We start from the raw sequence: 25,314 nt of genomic DNA, 5'->3' as shown, positions 1-25,314 counted from the left end.
CCATTTGCAACGAGTTGTAATCAAGCAGGATTGTTCACCAGCCCTGCGCTCGCGGGTACGGGCGCATTATGATGAATAATCTCGGATAAAATGTTATCGGGAGAATTGCGTATTGCAATGGCAGCGCCGTATTTTCTCTCGAACCAGACATTATCCATACAATACGTCCACATTAAAAGAAATGAAAATATTATTTATCGCTGCATTAGGAACGTTATCGCTGATTCAAACGCCGTCAGCCCTGGCGGAGAATCTGAATGGGAAAACGCTGTATGTCCAGCGCTGCGCCGTGTGCCATGGCGCGGAGATCAAGGGCACCGGGCCATTGGCGAATAAAAGCACGCCTCCCACGCCTGACCTGACAAGCGCCGCGTTCAAAAAACGCCTGAAGGATTATCCGGGCGTAATCGTATCGTCGGTCATACTGCGTCCGAATGGCGATTTGATTCCAAAGACCTTGAAAGAGAATGGCGTCAAGATCGCGCCATATGCCTGGCGGGTAAAGGATTTTCGCGATTTGAATCAATACATGAGTGAAGTGATTTTAAAGAATCGATGATATTCAGATGCGCGGCGGGCACCTCGCGAAGGAATAAGCTCCGCTCAATCATGCTGTTTCAATAGCTGCGCACATTTGTCGCGCAGGAAATCGCGCAACTGCAGCACCAGCGGCGTCACCTGCGCCCGGTGCGTGCAGACCAGGTGCAAGGGCGTCGCTTCGCCCGCCACCTCGGGCAACAGCGCTTGCAAACGGCCGGCGACCAGGTCGCCAGTCACGTCGAGCCGCGATTTGTAAGCGATGCCCAGGCCCGCCACGGCCCAGCGGCGCACCAGGTCGGCGTCGTCTGCGCTGCGGTTGCCGCTCACGGACACCGTCACTTGCTCGCGCTGGGGCAGGCGGTAAAAGGTCCAGCGGTCATGCAAGCCGTCTTCCAGCGCGAAACGCAGGCAATTGCGCTGCGACAAGTCTTCCAGCGCCAGCAGGGGGCCGTATTCGCGCAGGTAGGCGGGAGACGCTACCAGCACCCGGTCGTTGGCGGGCGCGATCGGCATGGCGATCAGGCTCGAATCGTCTTGCTGGCCATAGCGGATGGCCACGTCGACTTGCTGGCGCACCATGTCGGCCACCCGGTCGCTGACGCTGAGCTGGTACTGCAGTTTCGGATGGCGCAGCTGGAACTCGTCCAGCCAGCCCAGCATCAGGTTGCGGCCCAGGTCCGATGGCATGGCAATTTTCAAGGTTCCGCCGAAACTGTCCTTGCTCGCCAGCAGCGCATCGTGGCCTGCGCGCAGCAGGCGCAAGGCTTCGCGCGCGTGCTCCAGGTATTGCGTGCCTTCCGGCGTCAGGCTCAGCGAGCGCGTCGTGCGAGCCAGCAGGCGCATGCCCAGTTCCGCTTCCAGGCGCTTGACGGCGGCGCTGGCCAGCGCGGGCGAAATGCCGAGTTCGCGCGCGGCCGCCGACAAACTGCCGCGGTCGGCCGTGCGCACAAATACCTGCAAGTCATCGAGTCGCAGCAATTTTCAGCATTCCTTTGAAAGTGTTTCGGTACGCGCCCCCTGTTTCCAGGCCGGCATTGCCACCATCATACGGTATCCACTCAACGAGGAAGAACATGAAAGCCATCGCCTACCACCACAGCCTGCCCATCACGGATGCCAACGCCCTGCTCGACATCGAGCTGCCCGTGCCCGCCGCCACGGGACGCGACCTGCTCGTCGCCGTGCACGCCATTTCCGTCAATCCCGTCGATACCAAGGTGCGCAAGAACCGCGCGCCGAAAGACGGCCAGCCGGAAGTGCTGGGCTGGGATGCGGCCGGCGTCGTCACCGCCGTCGGCCCCGACGTGACCCTGTTCCAGGTGGGAGATAAAGTCTGGTACGCGGGCGCCATCAACCGCCCCGGCAGCAACAGCGAATTCCAGCTGGTCGACGAGCGCATCGTCGGCCACATGCCAGCCAGCCTGGACTTTGCTCCGGCTGCCGCCCTGCCGCTGACGGCCATTACGGCCTGGGAATTGCTGTTCGACCGCCTACAGCTCAGCCGCGACAAGAGCCTGACGGGCAAGTCCCTGCTGGTGATCGGCGCGGCCGGCGGCGTCGGTTCCGTGCTGGTGCAACTGGCCCGGCAATTGACAGGTGTCACCATCATCGGCACGGCGTCGCGCGCGGAAACTGCCGACTGGGTGAAGGAACTGGGCGCCCACCACGTGATCGACCACAGCCTGCCGCTGGCGGGGGAAATCACGCGCCTGGGTTTGCCGCTCGTCGATTATGTGATCAGCCTGAACCAGACCGACAAGCATTTCGAGCAAATCGTGGAACTCATCGCGCCGCAAGGCAAGTTCGCCCTGATCGACGACCCCGAGCACATCGATGTGCGCAAGTTCAAGGGCAAGAGCGTGTCGCTGCACTGGGAACTGATGTTTACCCGTTCGCTGTTCCAGACGGCCGACATGGTCAAGCAGCATGAATTGCTCGATGAACTGGCGCAGCTGGTGGATGCGGGTGTCATCAAGACCACCCTGGCCGAGCGCTTCGGCACGATCAATGCCGCGAATTTGAAACGCGCGCATGCCCTGCTGGAAAGCAATACGGCGAAGGGAAAAATCGTACTCGAGGGCTTCTAAACTCAGCTGATCAGGATGGCCCGGAAATCATTGACATTCGTCAAGGTCGGGCCCGTGATCACGCTATCGTCCAGCGCCTGGAAGAAGCCGTGGCCATCGTTGTTGTCGAGGCTGTCGCGGGGCTTGATGCCCAGCGCCCAGGCCCGTTGCAGGGTGTCGGGCGCCAGAACCGCGCCGGCGATGTCTTCCTGGCCGTCGACGCCATCCGTGTCGCCGGCCAGCGCGTGGATGCCCTCGTGTCCATCGAGCGCGATGCCCAGCGCCAGCAGGAATTCCACATTGCGCCCGCCGCGGCCATTGCCGCGCACGGTGACCGTCGTTTCGCCGCCCGACAGCAGCACGCACGGGGCGGGAAACGGCTGGCCCCGCAAGGCCGTTTGCAGCGCGATGCCAGCCATCACCTTGCCCACGTCGCGCGCCTCGCCTTCCAGGCTGTCGCCCAATATATACGGCGTGACGCCGGCCGCGCGCGCCACCTCTGCCGCCGCTTCCAGCGCCATCTGCGGCGTGGCGATCAGGGTCGTCTGCGAGCGCGCCAGGCGTGGGTCATCGGGTTTCACGGATTCGCCGCGCCCGCTTTCCAGCGTTTTTCTTATGCTGTCCGGCAATGTGATCCCATAGCGGCGCACGATGGCCAGCGCATCCTCGCACGTCGTGGCGTCGCCCACCGTGGGGCCGGAAGCGATGTCGCCCAGCTTGTCGCCAGGCACGTCGGAAATGGCCAAAGTGATGACTTGCGCCGGATGGCAGGCGGCCGCCAGACGCCCGCCCTTGATGGCGGACAAATGGCGGCGCACGCAATTCATTTCGCCGATGCTGGCGCCCGACGCCAGCAATGCGCGGTTCAAGGCTTGCTTGTCTTCCAGGCTGATGCCCTCAAGGGGCAAGGCCAGCAGGGACGAGCCGCCGCCCGAAATCAAGCACAGCACCGTATCGTCCGCCTGCAAGTTGGCGACCAGATCGAGCATGCGGCGCGCCGCGTCCATGCCGGCCTGATCCGGCACAGGGTGCGACGCTTCCACGATCTCGATGCGCACACACGGCACGGCATAGCCGTAGCGCGTGACGACGAGACCGGACAGCGGCCCCGGCCAGTGCTGTTCCACGGCTTGCGCCATGGCGGCCGACGCCTTGCCGGCGCCGATGACGATCAGCCGGCCCTTGGGCGCAGGCGGCAAATGGGGCGGGATGCAGTGCGATGGCTGGGCCGCTGCGATGGCGGCCTGGAACATGGCTTGCAGCAAGGCGCGCGGCGCCGCGGTGGTCGTCATTGTCAATTCCTCCAGTTCGATGGCAGCTTCGTTCAACGGTTCACGATGCGCGCGGGAACGCGCAGCACCAGTATGGCGCCCAGCAGCATGACTGCGGAAAGAATATACAGGGCCACGTCGGTGCCGCCCGTCGCATCCTTGATCCAGCCGACGAGGAAGGGGCTGACGAAGCCCGCCACCTGGCCCAGCGAGTTGATCAGCGCCAAGCCGCCGGCCGCCGCCGCGCTGCCGAGAAACGCCGTCGGCAAAGGCCAGAACATGGGCAGGCCGGACAGCGCACCCATGGTCGCCAGCGACAGGCCGATCAGGGCGATGACCACGTTGCCGTGCGCCTGGGTGGCCAGCAGCAAGCCGCACAGCGCCATCAGCAGGGGGCCGCTCAAATGCCAGCGGCGTTCCTTGTGCTTGTCGGCCGAACGGCCCACCCAGATCATGAAGATGCTGGCACACAGGTAGGGAATGGCGCTGATCCAGCCCACGGCCACGGGGCTGGCGAAACCCAGCGACTTGACGATGGTGGGCAGCCAGAAGTTGATCGCATACACCCCCATCTGGATACAGAAATACACGAGGCCCAGCATCCATACGTGCTTGTTGCGCAACACGCTGGCAAAGGTGTCGGCCGTATTCGCGCTGTTGCGGCGCTGGCGTTCGTCCTCGTCGAGGTCGGCGCGCAGCAGCTGCTTTTCTTCCGTAGTCAGCCACTTCGCCTGGGCGATGCCGTCATTGAGCAGCACATACACGAGAAAGCCCAGCAGCACGGTGGGTATGCCTTGCAGCAGGAACATCCATTGCCAGCCAGCCAGGCCGCCATGGCCCGCGAACGATTGCATCATCCAGCCCGACAAGGGGCTGCCCAGCAAGCCGGAAATGGGAATGGCCGACATGAACAGGCCCATGATGCGGCCCCGGCGCGAAGCGGGATACCAGTTCGTAAAATACAGCACGATGCCGGGGAAGAAACCCGCCTCGAAAACGCCCGTGATGAAGCGCAGCGAGTAAAACGCGGCCGGCGTGGTGACGAACATCAGGCAGGCAGAGGCGATGCCCCAGGCAATCATCAGGGTGCCGATGACCTTGCGCGCGCCCAGGCGGTGCAGCAGCAGATTGCTGGGCACGCCGCTGGCCACGTAGCCGATGAAGAAAATGCCCGCGCCCAGGCCGTACACGCTTTCGCTCCATTGCAGCGCATCGAGCATTTGCAGCTTGGCAAAGCCGACATTCACCCGGTCCAGGTAGTTGAACAGGTAGCAGATGAAGATGAAGGGAATCAGATGCAAGGTGACCTTGCGGTAGGCGCCTTCGCGCACGCGGTCCTGCGCGGACGCGCCGGCGGACAGGCTGGCGCCTGGTTGGGTGGTCATGGGTGTCTCCTGACTATTTTTTTATGGGATGTGACCAGCCCATCGTACAATCGACGGCAGAAACAGTCATCGTGCGGATGCCCTAAGAAATTGGGCATTCAGTCCGATGATTCCATGCAAATGCACAAGATCATAAGGCGGACACCCATGCCGAGCATCGACTTTCCCCTGGCGCAAGACATCGTGCGGCGCACCATGCACATCATTCCCTTCAGCGTGAACGTCATCGATGCGCGCGGCGTGATCCTGGCCAGCGGCGACCCGCAGCGCGTGGGGGACCTGCATCCGGGCGCGCAACTGGCGCTGGCCCGGCGCGCCAGCGTGGAAATCGGCGCGGCCGACATGGCCAGGCTGCCCGGCACGCGGGCCGGCATCAACCTGCCCCTGACGGTGCGCGGCGAGATTTGCGGCGTGCTGGGCCTGACGGGCGAACCGGACGCCGTGCGCCAGTTCGGCGAACTGGTGCGCGCCATGGCGGAAATGATGCTGGAGCAGGCGCGGCTGGTCAGCGAGCTGCAGCACGAAAAACGCTACCGCGAGGAATTCGTGTTCCAGCTCGTCTACCGCACGGGCATTTCGGACGCCAGCATGCAGGCGTGGGCGGCGCGCCTGGCGGTCGATCTGCGCGTGCCGCGCGCCATGTTCGTGCTGGAAATTCCCGCTGCGGGAGACGGCCCGGGCGAGCGGCTGGACCAGGTGCTGACGCAGCTGCAGCAAGTGCAGTCCGACCTGTCGGCCCGCTGGCCGTCACTGCTGATGGCCGTCGTCTCGCCGGGCGAACTGGTGCTGCTCGACGCCTTTCCCGCCAGCGGCCCGCAGCAGGCGCGCGCGGCACAGGCCAGGCAGCGCCTGCTCGAACTGCACCAGGTGGCGCAGCAGGCGCTCACGCCGCCCGCCACCCTGTCCATGGGCGTGGCCTTGCCGGGCCTCGATGGCGCGACGGCCTCGTATGAATCGGCGAAGCAGACGGCGCGCGTGGGGCGCGCCCGCGATGCCGGGCAAGCTACTTTTTCCTATCTGGAACTGAGCCTGCCCGTGCTGCTGTCCGGCCTGAAAGCCGGTTGGCAGGCAGAGCAGCTGCGCCAGACCCTGGCGCGCCTGCAGGCGCACGACCGCAAGTCGGGCACCCTGATGCGCACCTTGGCCGCCTGGTTCCGCCACCACAGCCATCCGATGGCCACGGCCAGGGCCCTGCACATCCACCGCAACACCCTCGATTACCGGCTGCAAAAGATCGCCGAACTGACAGGGCTGGACCTGGATGACACGGATGACCGTTTGCTGCTGTATGTTGCCCTGCAGCTCAATGAAGGCTCTCCCGTCTACAATGGCGGCTCGACTGAAAAAAAAGGAATGCAATGAACGACGCCATTGAGTGGACAGGACTGGCCCGCACCTTCGGGCTGTTTACTGTCACGGCCGTGGCCGAACTGCTGGGCTGCTACCTGCCCATGCTGTGGCTGAGCAACAAGGGCAGCGCCTGGCTGCTGTTGCCGGCCGCCATCAGCCTCTTGATCTTCGTGTGGCTGCTGACCTTGCATCCAGCCGCCAGCGGCCGCGTGTATGCCACGTATGGCGCCATCTATATCGCCACGGCGCTGGGATGGCTGTGGCTGGTGGACGGCATCACGCCCGCCTGGACCGACATCGCCGGCGTGGGCCTGGCCCTGGCCGGCGCCGCCGTCATTGCCATGGGGCACAAGACGGCTTGATGTGCCTCAGGCAGCGTGCGCGCGGAAGTTCGTTTCCGCCGACCACGCCGCGCTGGCGCGGGCCAGCAACACGGCTTCGCCATCGGCCAGCCAGTCGTCCGCGTCGGCGATCTTCCACATGGCTTGCAGCAGCTTGCGGCGCAAGTCGGGATCGGTGATTTCGTCGAGCAGGCTGTCGATCACGCCATTGGCCAGCTGCACGGCGCCATGCACGGTCGAGGTCAGCATGTCGTCACACAGGTCTTGCAGCAGTTGCTGGAAGGCGGCCGGTTCCAGGTCGATATGCTCGAGGATCTTGCTGCGGTGCATCGCTTGCAGCTCGGCGCTGGCCAGGTTGCCATCGACCACCATCATCAGGGCCAAAATACGTCCCGCTGCCTGGGGACTATTTACTTCATACGTACGCATGATTTTCTACTCTTTCTATTAGTCAATTAAAAGGCGCGCCACCGCCACGCGGGGCGCGCCGTACCACATTTACTTCTTGTCGCTGCGGGTGATGAACACGCTCGCCACGCAGCTCGACACGATCAGCACTGCCACTACCAGCAACGATGCTTCCACCGGCACGTGGTACCACGGCATGATCAGCATCTTGGCGCCGATGAACACCAGCACCATGGCCAGGCCGTACTTGAGCATGTGGAAGCGGTCAGCCACATCCACCAGCAGGAAGTACAGGGCGCGCAATCCCATGATGGCGAACAGGTTCGACGTGAAGACGATGAACGGATCCGTCGTGATGGCGAAAATCGCCGGGATCGAATCCACCGCGAAGACCAGGTCCGTCACCTCGATCAGGATCAGCACCAGGAACAGCGGCGTGACATAACGCAAACCGCCCTTTGCCACGAAGAAACGTTCGCCGTGGTCGCCATCGGCCACCCGCAAGTGGCGGCGGGCAAAACGCAGCACCGGGTTGTTCGCCACGTCCGGCTCCGCATCGGCCGCCACCAGCATGCGCATGCCGGTAATCAACAGGAAGGCGCCGAACAGGTACAGCACCCAACTGAACTCGCTCACCACCCACGCACCGGCCATGATCATCACGGCGCGCATGACAATCGCGCCCAGCACGCCATAAATCAACACGCGGCGCTGGTACTGGATCGGCACCTGAAAGGCGCTGAAGATCAGCAGGAAGACGAACACGTTATCGACCGACAGGGCTTTCTCGATCAGGTAGCCGGAGAAAAACTCCAGCGCTTTCTGGTTGGCGATCTCGGGACCGGCCGTGCCGTTCAGATACCACCACAGGCCGCCGTTGAACAGCAGGGCCAGGCTGACCCACACGAGCGACCACGTCGCCGCTTCCTTGACGCTGACCTTGTGCGCCTTGTTGCCGCCGAAGACGAACAAGTCCAGCGCCAGCATCACCAGGACAAAGGCGATGAAGCCGGCCCACATGGGTGCCGTAGCAATACTTTCCAGGCCGTTCATCGGCGGCCTCCGCAACTGTCTGTTTGTATCCTGAAGTCCATGGCACTCTCCTTGCATGAATTGAGCAGCCATCATAGTCTGAATATAAACATCGAACAAATCGAATATAATTTAAGAATACATCGAAAAACTCGATGCATTTATTGCCTGGAAATATCATGTCGACACTCAACTTCAAGCACTTGCGCTATTTCTGGATGGTGGCCAAGACAGGCAGCATCGCGCGCGCGGCCGAGCAGCTGCACCTGACGCCGCAATCGATTTCCGGACAGCTCAGCGAGTTTGCCGACACCCTGGGCGTGGAACTGTTCCGCCGCAGCGGGCGCCAGCTGGAATTGACGGACACGGGGCGGCGCATCCTCAGCCATGCCGAAAGCATCTTCAGCACGGGCGATGAATTGCTGGAAATCGTGCGCGACCAATCGCGCACCACGACGACGACCTTCCGCGTGGGCTGCGCCGATTCCGTGTCGAAACTGATCGCCTGCCGCCTCGTCGCGCCCGCGCTGGGACTGGCCGAGCCGCTGCGCATCATTTGCCGCGAAGGCCGGCTGGCCAGCCTGCTGGCGGACCTGGCAGTGCACCGGCTCGACCTGATCATGGCGGACCGCCCCATGCCGGCCCACTTGAGCGTGCGCGGCTTTAACCATTTACTGGGCGAAAGCGGCATGACCCTGTTCGGCACACCAGCGCTGGCCGCCACCCTGACGGGGGGCTTTCCGCAATGCCTGGACGGCGCGCCGCTGCTGCTGCCCGGCGAAGACTTCGCCATTTACGGACGCTTGCTGCAGTGGCTGGGCGACAACAATCTGCACCCGCGCATCGTAGGCGAGTTCGACGACAGCGCCATGATGAAAGCCTTCGGCCAGTCCGGCGCCGGCCTGTTCTTTGCGCCCACCGTCATCGCGCCCCAGGTCTGCGAACAGTACGCCGTGGTGGCGCTGGGCCGGGTCGACAGCCTCGTCGAACAGGTGTATGCAATCACCACGGAACGGCGCCTGAGCCACCCGGCCACCATCGCCATCAGCCAGAGCGCGCGGCGCGAGCTGTTCGTGTAGCAGTTCCGCAACTGCAATACCAAAATTAAATCCCGCAAATACATTTGAACAAATACATCTATATAATGGCAAGTCTCCCCGACGCCCTGCGCGCCCCTTCCTGGACTTGCCGCAATGAAGCACTTGCACGATATTCCCTCTGCCTTCAAGCATGAATTTGCCAACCCGCGCCTGTGGTGGTCGCGCGCCGTCGTCGTCGGCATGGCCGCCATCGCGGGCCTCGTCGTCGTCGGTTTTACGTGGCTGGCGGAGGAAGCGCTGGACCTGTTTCTCTTTTTTAACGGCAAGGCCTGGTGGTTTGCCCTGCTGTGGACGCCAGCCTGCGCCGCCCTGCTGGTCTGGCTGACGCGCCGCTACGCGATGGGCGCGGCCGGTTCCGGCATCCCGCAAGTGATGGCGACACTGGATCCGGCCGTGGCGCCCGAGCAGCGCTCGCTATTTGTCTCGTTGAAACTCAGTGCCGCGAAAATCGGCCTGACGGCGGGGGGCTTGCTGGGCGGCTTGTCTCTGGGGCGCGAAGGCCCGTCCGTGCAAATTGCGGCTGGCGTGATGCTGGCCGCGCGCCGCTGGCTGCCGCGCCACTCGCAGGTGAGCGCCCATTCGCTGCTGGTGGCCGGCGGCGCGGCCGGCATCGCGGCCGCCTTCAACACGCCGCTGGCGGGCGTCATGTTTGCCATCGAGGAACTCTCCCGCTCGCCAGAGCAGCGCAACAGCGGCCTGATCGTGGCCGGCATCGTGCTGGCCGGCATGATGGCCGTGTCGATCCACGGCAACGCCACGCACTTCGGCATCATCCATCCCGGCCCCATCGGCCTGGCGCTGGCCTTGCCGGGTTTACTCGTCACCTTGATCGCAGGCGTGGCGGGCGGCCTGTTTGCCCGGCTGCTGCTGGCCTCCGCCCGGGGCAATCCGCTGGGAAAACTGTCCGCGTGGAGAAAGGGCCGGCCCGTGCTGTTTGCCACCGTCTGCGGTGTGCTGGTGGCGGCCATCGGCATCGCCAGCCATGGCGCCACATTCGGCAGCGGCACCGTGGCCACGCGCGCCATGCTGGAAGGCTCGTCCGACGTGGCGCCCGCCTTTGTTGCCTTCAAATATGTGGCCACGTGGCTGACCGTCTGGTCGGGCGTGCCGGCCGGCATCTTCGCGCCATCGCTGGCCATCGGCGCCGGCATCGGCCACGATATCGCCGTGCTGCTGCACTATCCGCACGCGCCGGCGCTGATCGCGCTGGGCATGGTGGGCTTCCTGGCCGCCGCCACGCAGGCGCCGCTGACGGCTTTTATTATTGTCATGGAAATGGTCGATGGCCACGGCATGGTGCTGAGCCTGATGGCCTGCGCCGTCGTCGCCAGCACCGTCTCGCGCGTGCTCAGCGAACCGTTGTACGGGGCGCTGGCGCAATTGCAGCTGCAACGGTTGCCGCAGCAGCAAGCGGGCCGGGAAACTACATCGTAAACGGAAACGGTTGCATGCCCGCCTGCCTGTCATCGGGAGCGACGACGGCCAGCAAGGCGCTCAAGCCCTGGTTCAGGTGCGCCAGGCTGGCGGCATCGAGCTGGCTCAGCGCGCTGGGCAGCAAGCCGCGCGCCGGCTGTGGCGCGCCGGCGATCACGGCCTGTCCTTGCGCCGTCAGGGTCAGGGTGACCACGCGCTGGTCGGGCTGGTCGCGCGCCTTGCGCACATAGGCTTTCTTGACCAGCGCCTCGACCAGGTTGCTGGCCGTCGTCTGGTGGATCGACATCTTGCTGGCCAGCTCGCCCATGCGCAGTCCCGGCCGCTCCAGCAATTCCTGCATCACCCACAATTGCGCGCCCGACACGCCGCATTGTTTCTCGATCTGCGCCGAGTGGCGCTGCGCCGCGCGCATGACGACGCGCATGTTTTGCAAGGCCATGCCTTGCGCCCTGGCCATCGCCGATACTTCCGCTTCCACCACCATTGCCTCCAGTTATCCTGCCGGCTTCGCGCCTGCTGGCGGGCCGGAATCCCTGCATGATACCTGCAAAGGATGCGCTCGACTAACTGCTCGTTACAGGCTGTCCATCGCGCCACGCCTGTTCCAGCACCAGCTTGCCTGCCTTGTCCCACTGGCGCTCGATGCCGTGCTTCTTGCCGTGTTCGTACGGCACGATCTGCCGCAGGCTGCCATCGCTGTACCAGGTTTGCAGCAAGCCGTGGCGCTGGCCTTTGACGAATGGGGTCACGCTGGCGCGCACGCCGTTGGCATGCCAATCCGTCGTGTCGCCATGGTCGCGCCCCTGCGCGTCTTTCTGCCAGGCAAACACGGGCCGGCCACTCGGCCCCCACGTTTGCAAGCTGAGCACGGCACCTTTCCGGTACAGCGTTTTGTTCGACATGACGCCATTGCCATGGCTTTCAAACGACCAGCCGTCGGGCTGGTCGTGCACCCAGACGGTTTTGCCCAGCACGCTGCCGTCCTGCGCATACGTGACAAACTCGCCCTCGCGCTTGCCATCGACATACTGTCCACGTTGGAACAGCTTGCCATCGTCATAAAACGATTCCTGCACGCCATCCATCTTGCCATTGCGTTGATACGAGCGGCTGCTGACGGCCCCATTCGCGCCATACGACACATGCTCGCCATCGGCCATCTCGTCGTCGTGATACAGCGTCTTGTAGGCCAGCTGGCCATTCTCGTGGTACGTTTCAGAGATGCTGTCGCGCCCGTTCGGCAAGGCCGTCACCCGCTGCTGGACCTGGCCATTTTCAAAGTACACGCAGCCGCCCAGCAGCTCCTCGCCCTGGGCATTGAAGTAGGTTTCACGCTGCAGTTGGCCATTTTCGTAGTAGGACTTGCGAAAATTCACGAACCTGACCTGGCTCAGGTCCAGGTCCGTGGTGTAGGTTTCAAAGGCCAGCACGCCCGGCGTGTCGGGAAATTCGAGGCGCACATGCCAGGCGCCCAGCGCCTCGTCGCGCACGGGTGGCGTGCGCAGCGCATACACGGCGCGGCGCTGGTTGCTGGGCATGAAATTTTGATCCAGATACATGGTGTGGTCTTCCTCCTGTAAGGTTGGCGTTGGCGTTTGCCCTTCGGGCTGTTCCTGTGCCGCCAGTGGCAGGGCTGCGCCCATGGCCAGCGCGGCGGCCAGCAGCCAGCGCATCGTCTGTGGTGTCTGCATTGTGTTCCATTGCAATGTTATTGTGTGGGCGCCATCATAATGGAAAGCAACGTTTTCCCCCGTCACGAAAGAAATCCATGCACTTGCCCGCCGCCCCCAGCGACACCCAGATACTGGACATCATCGATGCCTGGATCTCCGACCTGGCGCGCGGCGATTACGCGTGCGCCCATGCGCGCACGGCGCACGACGCGTACTACGGCTGGACGCCGGCGCTGCTGCGCGCCGTGATCGAAGGGTATGGTTCGCCGGAGCCGTATGCGGATGGCACGGCGTATCGCGTCACGCCGGCAGCCCAAGCTAGCGGCGCGCCACATGAGCGCTGCGTCGAGCGCCTGGCTGGCCAGGACGGCGGCGCGGCGCTTGCCGAAGCGCGCCATTCGCTGCCCCTGAATGGCGTTTGGTCGGATCTGACCGCCACGTTCCGCGTGGAGGGCGCCACGCTGGTATTACAGGAAATTCACGTGTTCTAAGGTGCTAGGCCACGCCATCCTTGACGGGAGACAGCTGGCTCGCATGCAGGCGCGCATACGCGCCGCCCTGCTGCAGCAAGTCCGTGTGGCTGCCCGCTTCCACCAGGCGCCCGCCCTGCATGACGACGATGCGGTCGGCGCTTTCGATGGTCGACAGGCGGTGGGCGATGACGATGGTGGTGCGGTTGCGCATCAGCACTTCCAGCGCCGCCTGCACGGAACGCTCCGACTCCGTGTCCAGTGCGCTGGTCGCTTCGTCGAGCAAGAGGATCGGCGCATCCTTGTACAGGGCGCGGGCGATGGCCAGGCGCTGGCGTTGCCCGCCCGACAGGCGCGAACCGTTCTGCCCCGCCTGGGTCTCGTAGCCCTGCGGCAACTGCATGATGAAGTCGTGCGCGTAGGCGGCGCGCGCCGACGCTTCGATCCTGTCCTGGTCCGGGGCCGGGTCGCCATACGCGATATTCGCCGCCATCGTGTCATTGAACAAAATCACATCCTGGCTGACGAGGGCGAACTGGCGCCGCAGAGCCAGCAAGGCGTAATCGCGCAGGTCCACGCCGTCGAGCAGGATCTGGCCGCCGCTGACGTCATAGAAGCGCGGCAGCAAGCCCAGCAAGGTTGTCTTGCCACCGCCGGAGCCGCCCACCAGGGCCACCGTTTCGCCGGCGCGGATGTCGAGCGTGATGTCGCTCAAGGCCGTGGGTGCATCGGGATCGTCGCTGTTGTAGCGGAAGTTGACGTTCTGCAGGGACAGATTGCCGTGCACCGTGACGGGCGCGATGGTGCCCGGGTCCGGTTCCAGCGGCGTGTCGATCAGGCCGAAGACGGACTCGGCCGCAGCCAGGCCCCGCTGCAGCGGCTCATTGATCTTCGTCAAATTCTTGATCGGCGACTGCATCGCCATCAGCGCGCCCATGAAGGCGACGAAGGCGCCCGGCGTGATGGCGCCGCTTTGCGCGCGCAACATGGCGAAATAGATGACGGACGACAGGGTAATGCCAACGAGCATCATGATGAAGCCGGAATTCATGGCCGAGGTGGCCGCGTGCTTGACGGCCAGCTGGCGGTTGCGCTTGACCACGTTGACGAAGCGCGCCTGTTCATAATCCTGGCCACCGAAGATTTTCACGACGCGCTGGCCGCCGATGCTTTCGTCGAGCACGGACGTCAGCTCGCCCACGGCTTGCTGCGAACTCTTGCTCAGGTGGCGCATGCGGCGTCCCGCCAGGGTCACAACGATGGCCACGATGGGCATCGAGGCCATGCAGAACAGGGCCAGCTTGACGTCAATGCTGAACAATAAAATCAGGTAGCCGACGGTGGCGACGGAATCGCGCACCATCACGTTGAGCACGTTCAAGCCCGCCTGCGACACCTGGCTGGCGTCGAAGGCCACGCGCGACTGCGTCAGGCTGGTGGTGGTGGTATCGAAAAAGCGGCTGGGCAGGCGCATGATGGTGGCGAACATCTTTTCCCGCAAATCGGCCTGCACCCGGCTCGATAACCAGACGGAACCATAATCGCCGGCAAAGCTCGACACCATGCGCAGCACGGCCAGGCCCAGGATGGTGGCGGGAATCACCCACAAGTCCACCTGCCCCGCCTGTGCCGGCAAGAAACGGTCGACCCAGCCCTGCAACATGCCCATCACGCCGGACGCGGGCGCGACCTGCGTGCTGGCCGTCGCGCGCATGGCGTCGACGACGTTTTGCAACTGGCGGATTAACAACACATCGGTGGCGGACGCCACGCCCACGGCCAGCAAGGTAGCGGCAACGATGGCGCCATAGCGGCGAAACTGGCCGGCCAGGCGGAAGAACAGGAGGCGACTTTGCTGCATGCAGGTGAGAAAAGTGAGGGTAAAACGTGATTCTAACCGCTGCAACACTTACGTATGAGAAAGTCGTACCTTGCCGGTGCAGAACCGGCAAGGGAAATGCACGGACGATCAGCTCTTCGCCACTTTCCAGGCGGCCGTGCCGGCCTTGCAGACCGTCAGCTTGAGGGTCTGTTCCTGGCCCTTGGCGCTCAAGCCCACCTGCACCTTGCGGCACGTTTGCGCCTCCGTCTTTTGCGTATCGCTGGCCGTGATCTCGGCGGCGATGCGCACGGAATTGCGCAAGCCTTCATTGCTCCATTGCACGGTTTCGCCATCCTTCTTGTCATTGAGCACGTCGGTGACGGCTTTCACGAAGACGGGCTTGTCGTTCTTGTTCAGGTAGGCCATCGGCGTATCGGCCAGGAAACCCAGGCCGACGGCGGAAGCGGAAGCGCTGAAGACGACGCTGCCGAAGATCAGGGCGGACAGTAGTGTGGCGGGACGAATACGCATGGAAAACTCCTTTAAAGTGAAAATAGGGACCGCTGGAGCGGTCCTTAGCCGGGATCCGCCGGCGAAATACCCACGGCCAGCAAGGCATCGATGCTGGGCACAAAATAGATCGCCGACGACAGCGCCGTGGAAAAATCCAGCAGCCGGTCCGTCTTGGTGACGCCATCATAGCCTACGCCGTACATTTGCCGCAGCATGCCCATGGTCACTGTGATGTCCTTGCAAAAACCGACAAACATGACGCCCGCTTCGCCGGCATTGGCGTAATTGGCATTGCGGCGCACGATATCGACTTCCTCGCCATCGCGGATGAACTGGTTGCGGCCCACGTGGGAATCGACAGGCAGCGGCGACAATTCATGGCTGCCGGCCTTGGTGCGGCCCCACACCTGCTCCGCCGCATGCACAGGCAAGGCGCGCAGGCGCTCCACATCCATGCGCCATTTTTGCAGCAGCACGGTCGAACCGCCCGCGCCCGCTTCGCCATCCGGAATGATGGCCACGCCGTTGGCGCGAAACGGATTCGGATTGGCGACGCCGTCGGCAAAACCGTCGAAGGTCACGTTATTGTGATACGGAAAACACACCTGCTCGCTGGCCAGCTCGGCGAAGGGACTCAAAAGCGTGAGCGTCGTGCGCATGCTGTCGTACAGGGTGGCCGCGTTCGACTGCGTGATCCAGACCCAGAAATCATGCTGCGTGGCCGGCGCCGTCTTGCCATTGACGCCTACCAGGTCTTGCGCGAACGAGGCCATGTTGTCCGGCACGCAGCCGGGGCAGGCGGCGCGCCACAGCTCGGGCTTAAATCCCAGCACCACATTGGCCGTGCCGCCCGTCAACTGATGGTGGCGGTTCAGGGTGGGATCGAGGATACCCGTGACTTCGGACTCCCACAGCTTTCCAAGTAACTTGAACAGCTGCCGCAGGTCGACGCCGGCCTTCACATTGAACTGCAAATGCACTTCGTCGCGCGCGACGACCGACAGCATGCTTTGTGGAATTGCCATAACCAATGTTCCTCTTTTTGTTTTCTATGTGGATCTTAAACCAGAAGTGCCGGATGGCAGTTTCATTTAGGCAACATACTTTAGGCAACATGCGATAACTGTAACTATAGGTAGTCATGAATTGGACGATAATGCAATGACGTAGAGCAAGAATAAGAATGGATACCATTGCATGAAATTGTATGAAAAGCTCGTCAGCGACATCGAGCAACTGGTGGACAAGGGCGTGCTCCTGCCCGGCGAACGCATTCCGTCCGTGCGCCAGACCAGCCAGCAGCACAAGTTGAGCATCACCACGGTGCTGCGCGCCTACGTCAAGCTGGAAGGCATGGGCGTGATCGAAAGCCGGCCCCAGTCCGGCTACTTCGTGCGCCAGCGGGCCAGCGATGCGGCCACACCGTCCTTGTGCATGCAGGCTTCGCATCCCAGCCCCGTGCCGGCGGAAGTGCACGTCAGCCGCCTGGTGCTGTCGACCCTGCGCTCGATCGGCTTGCATGACGCCATACCGCTGGGCTCGCCCTACCCCGATCCGTCGCTGTTTCCGTGGGAACGCATCAACCAGTATGCGGGCACCGTGGCGCGCCGCAACCGCGCGTGGAGCGTGACGGACGACCTGCCGCCGGGCAACCCGCAGCTGATCCGCGAAATTGCCCGCCGCTACATGGAAAACGGCCTGGCCGTCGATCCCGACGAAATCATCGTCACCGTAGGCGCCACGGAAGCCATCAACCTGTGCCTGCAAGCCGTGGCCAAGCCGGGCGACACCATCGCCGTCGAGTCGCCCACCTTCTATGCCATGCTGATGGCCGTCGAACGGCTGGGCATGAAAGTGGTGGAAGTGTCCACCGATCCGTATGAAGGCATCAGCATCGAGGCGCTGGCCGACATCATGGCCCAGCAACCGATCGCCGCCGTCATGGTGATGCCGAACTTCCAGAATCCGCTGGGCTTTCAAATGTCCGACCAGCGCAAGCGTGCCCTGGTCCAGCTGCTGGAGCAGCACGACGTGCCCGCCATCGAAAACGGCGTCTACAACGAGCTGTACTACGGCGACGCCCACCCGTCCTCGCTCAAGTCCTACGACCGCAAGGGCCTGGTGCTGCACTGTTCCTCGTTTTCCAAAAGCCTCAGTTCCGCGCAGCGCGTGGGGTGGGCCCTGGCCGGACGCTACCGGGGCAAGGTGGAGGAACTCAAATTCCTCAACACCCTGGCCACGTCCTCGTTTCCGCAGCTGGCGATTGCCGAATACCTGCAAAACGATGGCTACGAACAGCATCTGCGCCGCACCCGCAAGGCCTATGCCCAGCAGGCGCGCATCATGGCTGCCGCCGTGCAGCGCTTCTTTCCTGCTGGCACGAAAATCTCGCACCCGCAGGGCGGCTACGTGCTGTGGGTGGAGCTGCCCGGCGACATAGATTCCATGCAGCTGTACCGGCGCGCGCTGGAATGCAAGATCACGGTGGGTCCGGGGCGCATGTTTTCCGTCAGCCAGGCCTACAAGCATTGCATCCGCCTCAACTACAGCTATCCGTGGAGCGTGGGCGTCGAGCAAGCCATTATCCTGCTCGGCAAACTCATCACCGAATTCCTCTAGGCCCATCCTTCATCCGCCCACCAGCGACATGCGCACGGTGGGATACTGCTTGCGCCCGCCAAGCTGGGCCAGTGCGCCGCGCACTTCCGAGTAGCGGTCGCCACGCCGCTGCCAGTGCTGGCGCAGCAGGGTTTCCAGCCCTTGCCCGGTATCAAGCTGGGGCAGCAGGTCGAGGCCGTCCTGGGCGAACAAACAGGTAAACAGCTTGCCGTCCGACGAGACGCGCACGCGGCTGCAGTCGCCGCAGAACGGCTGCGACACGCTGGAAATGAAGCCCACTTCGCCGCCGCCATCGAGATAACGATAGCGGCTGGCCGTCTCGTGCAGGACAGGCTTGCCTTCGCCCAGCGACACGAGGGGGAATTCGGCGGCGATCAGCGCGCGCGCCGCGTCAGACGTGACGACGTGCGTGCGCGACCAGGCGCCGATGCCGCCCACGTCCATGAATTCGATCAGGCGCAGGATCACGCCCGTGTGGCGGAAATGGCGCGCCAGCGGCACGATCTGACTGTCGTTGACGCCTTTCTGCACGACCATGTTGACCTTTACGGGGTTCAAGCCCACAGCTTGCGCCACCTCAATGCCGTGCAGCACTTTCTCGACGGGAAAATCGACGCCATTCATGCGCTGAAAAATGCCGTTATCGAGACTGTCGAGGCTGACGGTGACGCGGTCCAGGCCAGCATCCTTCAGCGAGCGCGCCTTGGCCGCCAGCAAGCTGCCATTCGTCGTCAGCGCGATGCTCACGGCGCGCCCGTCCGGCGTGGTGAGCTTCGCCAGCGTCTCGATCAGCTGCTCCAGATTCTTGCGCAGCAGCGGCTCGCCGCCCGTGATGCGGATTTTATCCACGCCCAGACGCACGAAGGCGCGCGCCAGCGTTTCGATCTGCGCGAAGGACAGGCGCTCGCTGGAGGGAAGAAACGGGTAATCGCTGGGGTACAGCTCGGCCGGCATGCAATAGGTGCAGCGGAAATTGCACTGATCGATGACGGAAATGCGCAAGTCCGTCAGGGGACGGCCCAGCATGTCCACGCAGGGTTCAATATGGTCTGGCTGCGGATACCTGATGGTGTTCATTGTGCTTCCCCCTTGATTGCGTTCGTCTGGAAGTAGCATAGGACGAAAGCAGGCACTCAATGAGGTACAGTCCGGCGCCATGCGATAGAGTACAGATTCGGCTTTACTCTCCTGGTGGCGCGAACACGCTGGCGCACAGCTCGGCGCCCGCCGTACTCAGCGAAGCGCTGCCACCGCCGTTCTCCGCCGTCGTTACGTTGGCCAGTCCCGCACTGGACAGCGCATTGAGCTGGCGCAGCAAAGTGCTCATCTGTACTCCTGCCCGCTTGGCCAGCTTGGCCAGCGACCACGGTTTCTCCGGCGCCTCCTGTCGTGCTTCCCACAGCAGCGCCAGCAGGGCTATCAGCGCCGCGTCGACTCCGTCCTCCTTGTCTTCCTTGTGCATGTTTTTCTCCTTGTGCACATCATAAATCACGGCCGGCGCCGGCGCGACCGGCATCGTCGTCTTGCCATCTGTACTCTGTTTTTTTGTCCGGAACTGTGCGCCTACCGGGCGGTTCGCCGCCCCTACCATGTGATTGTCCCATCGCATATCACCAGGAGAGTCATCATGAGCAAGCCAAAGTCCGACGCGCGCATCGCGCCCTACACCCATGCCGCGGCCGGTTGGGGTGCCCTCAAGTATGTGGCCATCAACCTGTTCAAGGAAAAAGTCAGCGCGGGCAATTACCGCTCGCTGTTCGAGCAAAACCAGCCCGACGGTTTCGACTGTCCCGGCTGCGCCTGGCCCGACCGCGAACACGCGTCGACGTTTGAATTCTGCGAAAACGGCGTCAAGGCCGTGGCCGCCGAATCGACGAGCAAGCGCGTGCGCCCAGAGTTTTTCCAGGAACACACGGTCACCGAATTGATGGAGCAGTCGGACTATGATCTGGAGCAACATGGCCGTTTGACGGACCCCATGGTGTACGACTCTGCCAGCGACAAATACCAGGCCATTTCCTGGGACGACGCCTTCGCCCTTGTAGCGCACCACTTGCACGCGCTGGACGACCCGAACCAGGCCGCCTTCTATACGTCTGGCCGCGCCAGCAACGAAGCCGCTTTCCTGTATCAGCTGTTCGTGCGCGCCTACGGCACCAACAATTTCCCCGATTGCTCCAACCTGTGCCACGAAGCGACCAGCCGCGGCTTGCCGGAAACGGTCGGCATCGGCAAGGGAACGGTGCTGCTGGACGACTTCGAACATGCGGACACCCTGCTGCTGTTCGGCCAGAATCCCGCCACCAACCACCCGCGCATGCTGGGAGAATTGCGCGAAGCGTCGCGCCGTGGCGCCACCATCGTGTCCATCAACCCATTGCACGAACGGGGCCTGGAGCGCTTCACGAGCCCCCAGCATCCGCTGGAAATGCTCACGGGCGGCAGCACGAACATTTGCTCGCTGTTCATCTGCCCCACTCTGGGCGGCGACTTCGCGCTGATCAAGGCCATGGCCAAGCGCGTCGTCGAGCTCGATGACGAGGCCATCGCCCACGGCCAGGAGCGCGTGCTCGACTGCACCTTCATCGCCGAGCACACGAAGGGCTTCGAAGCGTTCGCAGCCGACCTGCGCGCCGAAAGCTGGGACTTGCTGCTGGCCGAATCGGGCGTGGCGCGCGACAAGATCGAGGAACTGACGCAGATCTATGTGAAGGGCAAGGCCGTCATCGCCACCTGGGGCATGGGCGTGACGCAGCACAAGAATTCGCTGGCCACCGTGCAAATCCTGTCGAACTTGATGATGTTGCGCGGCAATATCGGCAAGCGCGGCGCGGGCCTGTGCCCCGTGCGCGGCCACTCGAACGTGCAGGGCGACCGCACCATGGGCATCGAGGAACAGCCGACCAAGGAATTCCTCGACCGCCTGGGCCTGGTCTTCAACTTCGAGCCGCCGCGCCACCACGGCTACGACGCCGTCGGCACCATCGCAGCCATGCTGGAAAAGAAAGTCAAAGTGTTTGTCGCGCTCGGTGGCAATTTCTCGATGGCCACGCCGGACACGCCGCGCACGTGGGATGCGCTGCGCTCGTGCGACCTGACCGTGCACATCGCTACCAAGCTCAACCGCAGCCATCTGGTGCATGGCAAGGATGCGCTGATCCTGCCGACTTTGGGCCGCACGGAAATCGACGTGCAGGAAGGCGTGGCGCAAGGCGTGACGGTGGAAGATTCGATGAGCATGGTGCACATCTCGTTTGGCATGAACCAGCCCGCCTCGCCCAATCTGCGCTCGGAAATCGCCATCGTGGCCGGCATGGCGCAAGCGACCTTGGGCAGCGAAAAGATCGACTGGCTGCGCTTTTCCGGCAACTATGCGCTGTTGCGCGATTCCATCGAACAAGTTTTTGACGACTTTTTCGACTACAACTTGCGCATAGCCAAGCCAGGCGGTTTCCACCTGAAAATCGCCTCGCGCGAACGCGTATGGAAGACGGACAGCGGCAAGGCGCAATTCCTCGTCAACGCCGTGGAACTGGACACGCCGATCCACCGTGCGCGCCAGCAATATGGCGAGCGCCTGATGGTGCTGATGACCACGCGTTCGCACGACCAGTACAACACGACGATCTATGCCATGGACGACCGCTACCGCGGCGTGTTCGGCCAGCGCCGCGTGGTTTTCATCAACAAGGACGACCTGGCCATGCTGGGCTTTGCGGCCGGCGACTGGGTCGACCTGATCGGCGTGTGGCATGACGGCATCGAACGCCGCGCCGACCGCTTCCTGCTGGTCGAGTACGACATCCCGCGCGGCTGCATCGGCGCCTACTACCCGGAAACCAATCCGCTGGTGCCGCTCGACAGCGTGGGCGAAGGCTCGCGCACGCCGACCTTCAAATCCATCCCCGTGCTGCTGTCGCCTTCCGCCGCCCTCAGCTGATCAGGAGAACGCCATGTTCGGTTTCGATACCCTGGACCTGTCGCGCGCGCAATTTGCGATGACGGCCATCTTCCACATCCTGTGGCCCATATTGACGATCAGCCTGTCACTGTTCCTGTTCGTTGTCGAGGCGCTGTGGCTGCGCACCAGCGACCCCGTCTACTACCGCCACGCGCGCTTCTGGAGCAAGTTGCTGGTGCTCAACTTTGCCGTCGGCGTCGTCAGCGGGATTCCCCTGGAATTCCAGTTCGGCACCAACTGGGCGCCGTTCTCGCACCATTCCGGCCAGTTTATCGGCAACATCCTCGGCTTCGAAGGCGCCATGGCCTTCATGCTGGAAGCGGGCTTCATCGGCGTCATGATGTTCGGCTGGGGCCGCGTACCGAAAGGCGTGCACCTGTTTGCCACCGGCATGGTGGCGCTCGGTTCAAGCATTTCCTCGTTCTGGATCATGGTCGCCAATTCCTGGATGCAGACGCCGGCCGGCGTGCGCGTGGTGGACGGCAAGATCATCGTCACCGATTACGTGGCCGCCATATTCAATCCCGACATGGCCTGGGCCGTGGGCCACATGTGGGTGGCCGCCGTGGAAACGGGTTTGTTCGTCATCGCCGGCATTTCCGCCTGGTATATGTTCAAACGCCGCGAACCGGCTTTCTTCGCCCGCTCGTTCAAGCTGGCGCTGATGCTGCTGCTGGTCATTGCACCGTTGCAAGTGTGGCTCGGCGATTCGAGCGGCGTCGACGTCTTCAAGACCCAGCCCGCCAAGGGCGCGGCCATCGAAGGCCACTGGCACACGAATCCCGATGGCGAAGGCGCGGCCTGGTCCCTGCTGGCCTGGCCCAACCAGGCGGAGCAAAAGAATGACTGGTCCATCGAAGTGCCGGGCATGCTCAGCGTGATCGCCACGCATAGCGCCACGGGCAAGATCACGGGCCTGGCCGACATCGCCCGCGAAGACCAGCCGCCCATGCTGCCGCTGCTGTACTACGCCTTCCGCGCCATGGCCGGCATCGGCATGTGGTTCGTGCTGCTGTCGTTCTGGACCTTCGTCGCCTGGCGCAAGGTAGGTGGGCGGGTGCAGGAGTTCGTGCGCAATCGCAAGCTGCTGCTGGCCTGGGTGCTGACGATACCGTTGCCCTATATCGCCGTCGAGTGCGGCTGGATCGTGCGCGAAGTGGGACGCCAGCCATGGGTCGTGTACGGCTTGCTGCGCACGCGCGACGCCGTCTCCAACGTGGCGGCCCATGCCGTGGCCGGCAGCATGCTGATGTTCTTCGTGTTTTACATCGTGCTGTTTGTCACTTTCTTCGTGTTTGCCAAGAAATGGCTGCAACAAGGCCCGGATGTGGCGCTGCCGCTGCCGGACGCTGCCCATGCCATGGGGTACTGAAATGCGCCCCTACCAATCAAGGAGTTTGTAATGGATATCAATTCGCATGCCATGCTGGGCAATGCCTGGTTCGGCCTGATCGGCCTGATGCTGATCTTTTACGTGGTCACGGACGGCTTCGACCTGGGCGTGGGCATCCTCAGCCTGTTCACCCGCCGCGAGCAGGAACGCAACCTGATCTTTCAATCGATCGCCCATGTGTGGGACGCCAACGAAACCTGGCTGGTGGTGGTGGGCGGCGCCCTGTTCGGCGCCTTCCCCAGCGCCTACGCCACCTTGCTGGAAGGGCTGTACATTCCCATCATGCTGCTGATCGCCAGCCTGATCATGCGCGGCGCCTCGATCGAGTTCCGCCATGCGGCCGGCAACAAGCGCCTGTGGGACCTGATCTTCGGCGTGGGCAGCCTGCTGGCCGCCGTGGCGCAGGGCGTGGTGCTGGGCGAGGTCATCACGGGCTTGCAGCCGGGATGGCTGAGCGGCATCTTCACGGCGTGCACGGCGCTGGGCGTGGTAGCCGGCTATTGCCTGCTGGGCAGCACCTACCTGATCAAGAAGACGGGCGGCCAGCTGGAAGCGGCGGCGCGCCGCTATGCGACGGCCAGCGTGCTGGCGACTGTCGCGGCCGCCATCGTGCTGTCGGCCGGCACCATGGTCTTCAGCGCCATCGGCCACGACCGCTGGGCGCAGCCGGGCGTGTTCGGCGTGCTGCTGGCCCTGGCCGCCATCGCCGCCAGCGCTTTTATTTACATCCTGTGGGCCGTGCACGTGAATGGCGTGCGCGGACCGTTCCGCGGCGCCATCGTGCTGTTCCTGGCCTCGTTTGCGGGCCTGGCCATCAGCTTCTTCCCCGACCTCGTGCCGGGCAAGCTGAGCATCGCGGCGGCGGCATCGGATGAGCCGACCCTGATCTTCATGCTGATCGGCATGGGTTCCATGCTGCCGATCATGATCGGCTACAACCTGTTCCAATACTACGTCTTCGAGGGCAAGGTCGTGCCTCGCAAGCATTGAGCGAAATCAAATATGATCATTCGGCCTACCACCAACTGGTTCCGCATGCTGTTCGTCTGGGATGGCTCGGTGCTGCAAGCCATCATCCCGCAATTGCTGCTGATGCTGGTCGTCAGTTCGCTGGCCCTGCTGACGGATGGCCGTATCTTCGGCGTCAAGATTCCACTCGATACGGCGCCGTTTCCCATGGTCGGCATCAGCCTGGCGATCTTTCTCGGCTTTCGCAACAACGCCAGCTATGCGCGCTTCGTCGAGGCGCGGCATATCTGGGGGCAATTGCTGATCGCCGCGCGGGCCCTTGCTTCGCAGGTGCTCACGTATCTGCCACAGGAAACGAGCGGCCTCGACCACCAGTTGCTGCTGCGCCGCCTGATCGCTTTCGTGTATGCGCTCAAGCACCAGCTACGCCAGACGGACCCGCAGCAAGACCTGGCGCGCTACCTGCCGGCCGAGGACGTGCAGCGCTTGCAGGGACTCAACTTCAAACCCGTCGCCGTGCTCCATTCCGTGCGCGCCATGCTGCACGACGCCGTGCAGCGCCAGCCGGGCCAGACCCAGCTGCTGTGGATGCTCGACACCCAGCTCAACGACCTGGCCGCCACCGTGGCCGGCTGCGAGCGCATCAAGAACACGCCGATTCCGTATCCGTATGGCGTGCTGGTGCACCGCACCGTCTACATGTACTGTTTTTTACTGCCGCTGGGCCTGGTGGACGCCATCGGCGTGGCCACGCCCCTCATTTCCGTGTTTGTTGCCTACACCCTGTTTGCGCTGGAAGCCATCGCGCAGCAGATCGCAGAACCATTCGGCCTGGCGCCCAACTGCCTGGCCCTGAACGCCATGACGCGGGAAACGGAACGCTCGCTGCTGGAATTGCATGGCGACCCGCTGCCGCCTTCGATACGGCCTTGTCCGCGCTATCAAATCAATTAACGGGAGAACACAC

General features: G+C 63.3%; 24 protein-coding genes. 12 read left to right on the top strand and 12 right to left on the bottom strand.

Features of this window, described 5'->3' with window-relative positions:
* The first annotated feature begins 181 nt into the window (after window positions 1–181).
* On the top strand, window positions 182–559 hold the full coding sequence (locus AC3IQ7_RS09940; RefSeq protein ID WP_099380083.1) for a c-type cytochrome: 378 nt from the start codon (window positions 182–184) through the stop codon (window positions 557–559).
* Window positions 560–603: 44 nt separating this feature from the next.
* Here the strand turns inward: AC3IQ7_RS09940 and AC3IQ7_RS09935 are convergent, their stop codons facing one another.
* Complete coding sequence (locus AC3IQ7_RS09935; protein WP_099380082.1) at window positions 604–1,518, bottom strand: LysR family transcriptional regulator; 915 nt, start codon at window positions 1,516–1,518, stop codon at window positions 604–606.
* A gap of 95 nt (window positions 1,519–1,613) precedes the next feature.
* Here AC3IQ7_RS09935 and AC3IQ7_RS09930 point away from each other — a divergent pair, with 95 nt between their 5' ends.
* The gene (locus tag AC3IQ7_RS09930) at window positions 1,614–2,627 is read left to right on the top strand and encodes a zinc-binding alcohol dehydrogenase family protein (protein WP_489209304.1); all 1,014 of its coding nucleotides are present in this window, start codon (window positions 1,614–1,616) and stop codon (window positions 2,625–2,627) included.
* Between the two features lie 2 nt (window positions 2,628–2,629).
* Here the strand turns inward: AC3IQ7_RS09930 and AC3IQ7_RS09925 are convergent, their stop codons facing one another.
* Together AC3IQ7_RS09925 and AC3IQ7_RS09920 are read right to left on the bottom strand one after the other, a co-directional pair.
* Window positions 2,630–3,898, bottom strand: a complete 1,269-nt coding sequence (locus AC3IQ7_RS09925; RefSeq protein ID WP_489209302.1) for a glycerate kinase type-2 family protein — start codon at window positions 3,896–3,898, stop codon at window positions 2,630–2,632.
* Between the two features lie 32 nt (window positions 3,899–3,930).
* The gene (locus AC3IQ7_RS09920) at window positions 3,931–5,262 is read right to left on the bottom strand and encodes an MFS transporter (RefSeq protein ID WP_489209300.1); all 1,332 of its coding nucleotides are present in this window, start codon (window positions 5,260–5,262) and stop codon (window positions 3,931–3,933) included.
* 147 nt (window positions 5,263–5,409) lie between these two features.
* Between AC3IQ7_RS09920 and AC3IQ7_RS09915 the strand changes: the two genes are divergently transcribed.
* Window positions 5,410–6,624, top strand: a complete 1,215-nt coding sequence (locus tag AC3IQ7_RS09915; RefSeq protein ID WP_489209298.1) for a sugar diacid recognition domain-containing protein — start codon at window positions 5,410–5,412, stop codon at window positions 6,622–6,624.
* Window positions 6,621–6,974: a YnfA family protein gene (locus AC3IQ7_RS09910; RefSeq protein WP_099380077.1), complete on the top strand. Its 354-nt coding sequence runs from the start codon at window positions 6,621–6,623 to the stop codon at window positions 6,972–6,974. The genes AC3IQ7_RS09915 and AC3IQ7_RS09910 overlap by 4 nt, the downstream gene beginning before the upstream one ends.
* Before the next feature lie 6 nt (window positions 6,975–6,980).
* Here AC3IQ7_RS09910 and AC3IQ7_RS09905 read toward each other — a convergent pair whose 3' ends face one another.
* Both AC3IQ7_RS09905 and AC3IQ7_RS09900 read right to left on the bottom strand, forming a co-directional pair.
* Window positions 6,981–7,382, bottom strand: a complete 402-nt coding sequence (locus AC3IQ7_RS09905; protein WP_099380076.1) for a TerB family tellurite resistance protein — start codon at window positions 7,380–7,382, stop codon at window positions 6,981–6,983.
* Window positions 7,383–7,451: 69 nt separating this feature from the next.
* On the bottom strand, window positions 7,452–8,414 hold the full coding sequence (locus AC3IQ7_RS09900) for a TerC family protein (RefSeq protein WP_035826186.1): 963 nt from the start codon (window positions 8,412–8,414) through the stop codon (window positions 7,452–7,454).
* Window positions 8,415–8,572: 158 nt separating this feature from the next.
* Here AC3IQ7_RS09900 and nhaR point away from each other — a divergent pair, with 158 nt between their 5' ends.
* Together nhaR and AC3IQ7_RS09890 are read left to right on the top strand one after the other, a co-directional pair.
* The gene (gene nhaR, locus AC3IQ7_RS09895; protein WP_099380075.1) at window positions 8,573–9,472 is read left to right on the top strand and encodes a transcriptional activator NhaR; all 900 of its coding nucleotides are present in this window, start codon (window positions 8,573–8,575) and stop codon (window positions 9,470–9,472) included.
* A 114-nt stretch (window positions 9,473–9,586) separates the two neighbouring features.
* A complete protein-coding gene (locus AC3IQ7_RS09890; protein WP_489209295.1) occupies window positions 9,587–10,927 on the top strand; it encodes a chloride channel protein in 1,341 nt (446 codons plus the stop codon).
* On the opposite strand, the gene AC3IQ7_RS09885 is transcribed toward AC3IQ7_RS09890, so the two are convergent.
* Entirely contained in the window at window positions 10,917–11,411 is a 495-nt protein-coding gene (locus tag AC3IQ7_RS09885; RefSeq protein WP_322427973.1) for a MarR family winged helix-turn-helix transcriptional regulator, read from the bottom strand. The genes AC3IQ7_RS09890 and AC3IQ7_RS09885 overlap by 11 nt on opposite strands.
* 79 nt (window positions 11,412–11,490) lie before the next feature.
* Entirely contained in the window at window positions 11,491–12,618 is a 1,128-nt protein-coding gene (locus AC3IQ7_RS09880; RefSeq protein WP_489209292.1) for a toxin-antitoxin system YwqK family antitoxin, read from the bottom strand.
* 77 nt (window positions 12,619–12,695) lie between these two features.
* Here AC3IQ7_RS09880 and AC3IQ7_RS09875 point away from each other — a divergent pair, with 77 nt between their 5' ends.
* Window positions 12,696–13,091 (top strand): hypothetical protein, encoded by a 396-nt coding sequence (locus AC3IQ7_RS09875; RefSeq protein ID WP_099380071.1) that lies wholly within the window; start codon window positions 12,696–12,698, stop codon window positions 13,089–13,091.
* Window positions 13,092–13,095: 4 nt separating this feature from the next.
* Here AC3IQ7_RS09875 and msbA read toward each other — a convergent pair whose 3' ends face one another.
* From msbA to AC3IQ7_RS09860, 3 genes are all read right to left on the bottom strand, one after another.
* On the bottom strand, window positions 13,096–14,931 hold the full coding sequence (gene msbA, locus AC3IQ7_RS09870) for a lipid A export permease/ATP-binding protein MsbA (protein WP_099380070.1): 1,836 nt from the start codon (window positions 14,929–14,931) through the stop codon (window positions 13,096–13,098).
* Between the two features lie 108 nt (window positions 14,932–15,039).
* A complete protein-coding gene (locus tag AC3IQ7_RS09865) occupies window positions 15,040–15,423 on the bottom strand; it encodes a hypothetical protein (RefSeq protein ID WP_099380069.1) in 384 nt (127 codons plus the stop codon).
* A gap of 44 nt (window positions 15,424–15,467) precedes the next feature.
* A complete protein-coding gene (locus AC3IQ7_RS09860; RefSeq protein WP_322427969.1) occupies window positions 15,468–16,430 on the bottom strand; it encodes a Dyp-type peroxidase in 963 nt (320 codons plus the stop codon).
* Window positions 16,431–16,602: 172 nt separating this feature from the next.
* Between AC3IQ7_RS09860 and AC3IQ7_RS09855 the strand changes: the two genes are divergently transcribed.
* On the top strand, window positions 16,603–18,024 hold the full coding sequence (locus tag AC3IQ7_RS09855; RefSeq protein WP_322427968.1) for an aminotransferase-like domain-containing protein: 1,422 nt from the start codon (window positions 16,603–16,605) through the stop codon (window positions 18,022–18,024).
* A gap of 9 nt (window positions 18,025–18,033) precedes the next feature.
* Here AC3IQ7_RS09855 and moaA read toward each other — a convergent pair whose 3' ends face one another.
* Both moaA and AC3IQ7_RS09845 read right to left on the bottom strand, forming a co-directional pair.
* The gene (gene moaA, locus AC3IQ7_RS09850; protein ID WP_489209289.1) at window positions 18,034–19,101 is read right to left on the bottom strand and encodes a GTP 3',8-cyclase MoaA; all 1,068 of its coding nucleotides are present in this window, start codon (window positions 19,099–19,101) and stop codon (window positions 18,034–18,036) included.
* Between the two features lie 103 nt (window positions 19,102–19,204).
* Complete coding sequence (locus AC3IQ7_RS09845; RefSeq protein WP_489209287.1) at window positions 19,205–19,540, bottom strand: helix-turn-helix domain-containing protein; 336 nt, start codon at window positions 19,538–19,540, stop codon at window positions 19,205–19,207.
* A gap of 111 nt (window positions 19,541–19,651) precedes the next feature.
* Here AC3IQ7_RS09845 and AC3IQ7_RS09840 point away from each other — a divergent pair, with 111 nt between their 5' ends.
* From AC3IQ7_RS09840 to AC3IQ7_RS09825, 4 genes are read left to right on the top strand one after another with little or no spacing between them, the layout of a single operon-like run.
* Window positions 19,652–21,964 (top strand): FdhF/YdeP family oxidoreductase, encoded by a 2,313-nt coding sequence (locus AC3IQ7_RS09840; protein ID WP_489209285.1) that lies wholly within the window; start codon window positions 19,652–19,654, stop codon window positions 21,962–21,964.
* Between the two features lie 13 nt (window positions 21,965–21,977).
* Window positions 21,978–23,357 (top strand): cytochrome ubiquinol oxidase subunit I, encoded by a 1,380-nt coding sequence (locus AC3IQ7_RS09835; protein WP_489209283.1) that lies wholly within the window; start codon window positions 21,978–21,980, stop codon window positions 23,355–23,357.
* 30 nt (window positions 23,358–23,387) lie between these two features.
* On the top strand, window positions 23,388–24,368 hold the full coding sequence (locus tag AC3IQ7_RS09830) for a cytochrome d ubiquinol oxidase subunit II (protein ID WP_489209281.1): 981 nt from the start codon (window positions 23,388–23,390) through the stop codon (window positions 24,366–24,368).
* Window positions 24,369–24,380: 12 nt separating this feature from the next.
* The gene (locus tag AC3IQ7_RS09825) at window positions 24,381–25,301 is read left to right on the top strand and encodes a bestrophin family protein (RefSeq protein WP_489209279.1); all 921 of its coding nucleotides are present in this window, start codon (window positions 24,381–24,383) and stop codon (window positions 25,299–25,301) included.
* Window positions 25,302–25,314 lie beyond the last annotated feature (13 nt).

This window comes from Janthinobacterium sp. GL_088 (genome assembly GCF_057837845.1).
The sequence above is the reverse complement of the archived record's forward strand: the minus strand, read 5'-3'. Positions and strand labels throughout refer to the sequence as shown.